The organism is Halolamina salina, assembly GCF_042678005.1.
In the GTDB taxonomy this organism is placed as follows: Archaea; Halobacteriota; Halobacteria; order Halobacteriales; family Haloferacaceae; genus Halolamina; species Halolamina salina.
Genome location: NZ_JBHUDH010000189.1, coordinates 1 through 2,515, shown reverse-complemented (window position 1 = coordinate 2,515; position 2,515 = coordinate 1). Strand labels below are relative to the sequence as shown.

The 2,515-nt window shown below is 69.1% G+C and carries 3 protein-coding genes; 1 reads left to right on the top strand and 2 read right to left on the bottom strand.

Annotated elements, in window-relative coordinates:
- On the bottom strand, positions 1-563 hold a 563-nt coding region (locus ACFR9S_RS14025; RefSeq protein WP_379818906.1), incomplete at its 3' end, for a TMEM165/GDT1 family protein.
- A 2-nt stretch (positions 564-565) separates the two neighbouring features.
- Positions 566-1,240 (bottom strand): metal-dependent transcriptional regulator, encoded by a 675-nt coding sequence (locus ACFR9S_RS14020; protein WP_379732399.1) that lies wholly within the window; start codon positions 1,238-1,240, stop codon positions 566-568.
- Between the two features lie 101 nt (positions 1,241-1,341).
- Between ACFR9S_RS14020 and ACFR9S_RS14015 the strand changes: the two genes are divergently transcribed.
- On the top strand, positions 1,342-2,385 hold the full coding sequence (locus ACFR9S_RS14015) for an alpha/beta fold hydrolase (RefSeq protein WP_379732398.1): 1,044 nt from the start codon (positions 1,342-1,344) through the stop codon (positions 2,383-2,385).
- The last annotated feature ends 130 nt before the right edge of the window (positions 2,386-2,515 follow it).

Below are 2,515 nucleotides of genomic sequence, written 5' to 3'. Positions count from 1 at the left end.
ACGCCGACGAACACCGAGACGGGCGCGTCGGGGAACGTCGCCGCGAGGTTGATCGTCAGTAGCTGGGTCTTGTCGCCGAACTCCGCGAACAGCACGAACAGGAAGCCCGTCAGCAGGCCGCCGTAGCTCCCGACGCGGACGAGCAGCGCGTCCGGGACCAGCCGGCCCGAGAGGCCAACGTCCAGCCCCGTTCCGGACGTGATCGAACGCGAGCGGTCACCGTCGCGCAGGCCCCTCACCGCCGATCGGCCGGTCCAGACGCCGAAGACGACGAACAGCCCGCCGGTGATCAGGGTGACGACGCTCGCGGGCAGCACCGAGACGACGTACTGGCCGAACGCGACCTCCAGCGCCGACCAGAGCGAGAACGCGCCCATGGCGCCGACGAACACCGCCTTGGCGTCGTACCGCGTCGCCAGTGTGATCACCACCAGTTGCCCCTTATCGCCGAACGTCGCGAGCAGGTTCGCGAGGAACGCGGCCGCCAGCGGGCCGTGGCCGGCGTACCGGGCGACGACGCCGTCCAGTCCCGACTGCAGCGGGAGGGCGATCGCGCCGGACATGCTCAGGCGACCTCGCCCACGACGGCCCGCACGCGGATGGCGTCGGCGACCTCCTGCGGGAGGCTCTGTTCGGTGTTGTCGTCGATACGGACCGTCACCATTCCGAACGGCGCCACGTCGACGATCTCGACCTCGGTCCCGGGCGTGAGACCCGCCTCGGCGAGGTAGTCGAGCTCCTCGCGGTTGCGGTGGGGAACTCGGGAGACGGCGACGCGGTCGCCCTCCTCGAAGCTGGTGAGGCGCTCGCCGGCGTCCTCGTCGACGGGGTCGAGCGTCTCCGTCGGGATCGGGTCGCCGTGGGGGTCGACCGCCGGATCGTCCAGCGCCTCGGCCATCCGGCGTTCGAGGTCCTCGCTGATGTGGTGTTCGAGCGTGTCGGCCTCGTCGTGGACCTCCGACCAGTCGAAGTCGAGGTGTTCGGCGAGGTACGCTTCGAGCAGGCGGTGGTGGCGGATCACCTCGAGCGCGACCGTCCGCCCCTCGTCGGTGAGTTCGACGCCGCTGTACTTCTCGCGGTCGATCAGCCCGCGGTCGGCCAGCTTCTCCATCATGCTGGTCACCGTCGGCGGGGTCTTGTCGAGGTACTCCGCGACCGCGGAGGTGGAGACGGGCGCGCCCTCCTCGCGCTGGATGACGTAGATGGCTTTCAAGTAGTCCTCCATCGCGTCGCTCAGCATGTCGAACGATATGTTTCGACGTGGCAAAAGATCCCCGGTGGCGGCGACTGGGGGACCGAGAACTGTGGAGTTAAGCCGCCGGGACTCCTAACCGAGACTGAATGAACCTCCGACGCGCCCTCAGCTACGTGACCCTCGGTATCGGCGCCGCCGCGGCCGGGAACGCCCTCCTCCGGCGCGACGCCGGCGACCTCCCGCCCGCACTGGACGGGATGCAGCGCACCTACCGCTGGCGCGGGATGAACGTCGCCTACACCGAGGCCGGCGACCCGGACGACCCGGACCTCGTGCTACTGCACGGGCTCAACGCCGCCGGATCCTCGGGCGAGTGGCGCGGCGTGTTCGACGAACTGGCCGAGGAGTACCACGTGATCGCACCGGACCTCCCGGGCTACGGGCGCTCGGACCGGCCGCCGATTCGCTACTCCGCGACGCTGTACGAGGCGTTCGTCGAGGCGTTCCTCGGGGAGTTCGGCGACGAGGACGGTCCCACGGTGATGGCCTCCTCGCTCTCGGCGTCCTACGCCGTCGCGGCCGCTCGAACGGTCCCCGTCTCGCGGTTCGTGCTCGTCTGTCCGACGACGACGACCGGGCCGGGCGGCGGGACGTGGGTGCGCGAACTGGTCCGGGCGCCGCTGGTGGGCGAGGCGCTGTTCAACACCGTGAGTTCGAAGCCGGCGATCGAGTACTTCAACGCCGACCACGGCTACGCCGACCCGGACGGTCCCGACGAGGAGTGGGCCGAGTACGAGTGGCGGACCGCCCACCAAGAGAACGCCCGGTTCGCGCCGGCGGCGTTCCTCGCGGGCGATCTCGACACCGAACTCGACCTCGGGGGCACGCTCGCGGATCTCGACGTGCCCACGACGATCGTCTGGGGGCGGGAGACGGAACTGACGCCGGTGTCGCAGGGCGAGGAACTCGCACGCGCCGCGGGCGCGGAACTGCTCGTGTTCGACCGCGCGAAGCTCCTGCCCCACGTCGAGCGCGCTGATGCGTTCCTCCGGTACGTGCTGGAGGGCGAGCTTCCTGACGACTACTCGGTGATCCGAGAGTACGATCCGAGTGAGGAGGAAGATGAAGGGACGGACGAAGAGGACGAGACTGAGGAAACGGACGAAGGCGACGAGTCCGACGAGGAGTAATCGCGTCGTCGTTCAGGTTCGTTAGCGGCGTGGGTTCTCTTTTGGTTCAGTCGTTCGGTGACTGTGACGGCAACAGCAGCTCGTTCGTAGACCACTTGTAACCGCAGTGCGCCGGACACGAGGTCCGGCG

Excerpts from the sequence above, each read along its gene's own strand:
- ACFR9S_RS14020 (WP_379732399.1), bottom strand. The coding sequence starts at position 1,240 with ATGCTGAGCGACGCGATGGAGGACTACTTGAAAGCCATCTACGTCATC.
- ACFR9S_RS14015 (WP_379732398.1), top strand. The coding sequence starts at position 1,342 with ATGAACCTCCGACGCGCCCTCAGCTACGTGACCCTCGGTATCGGCGCC.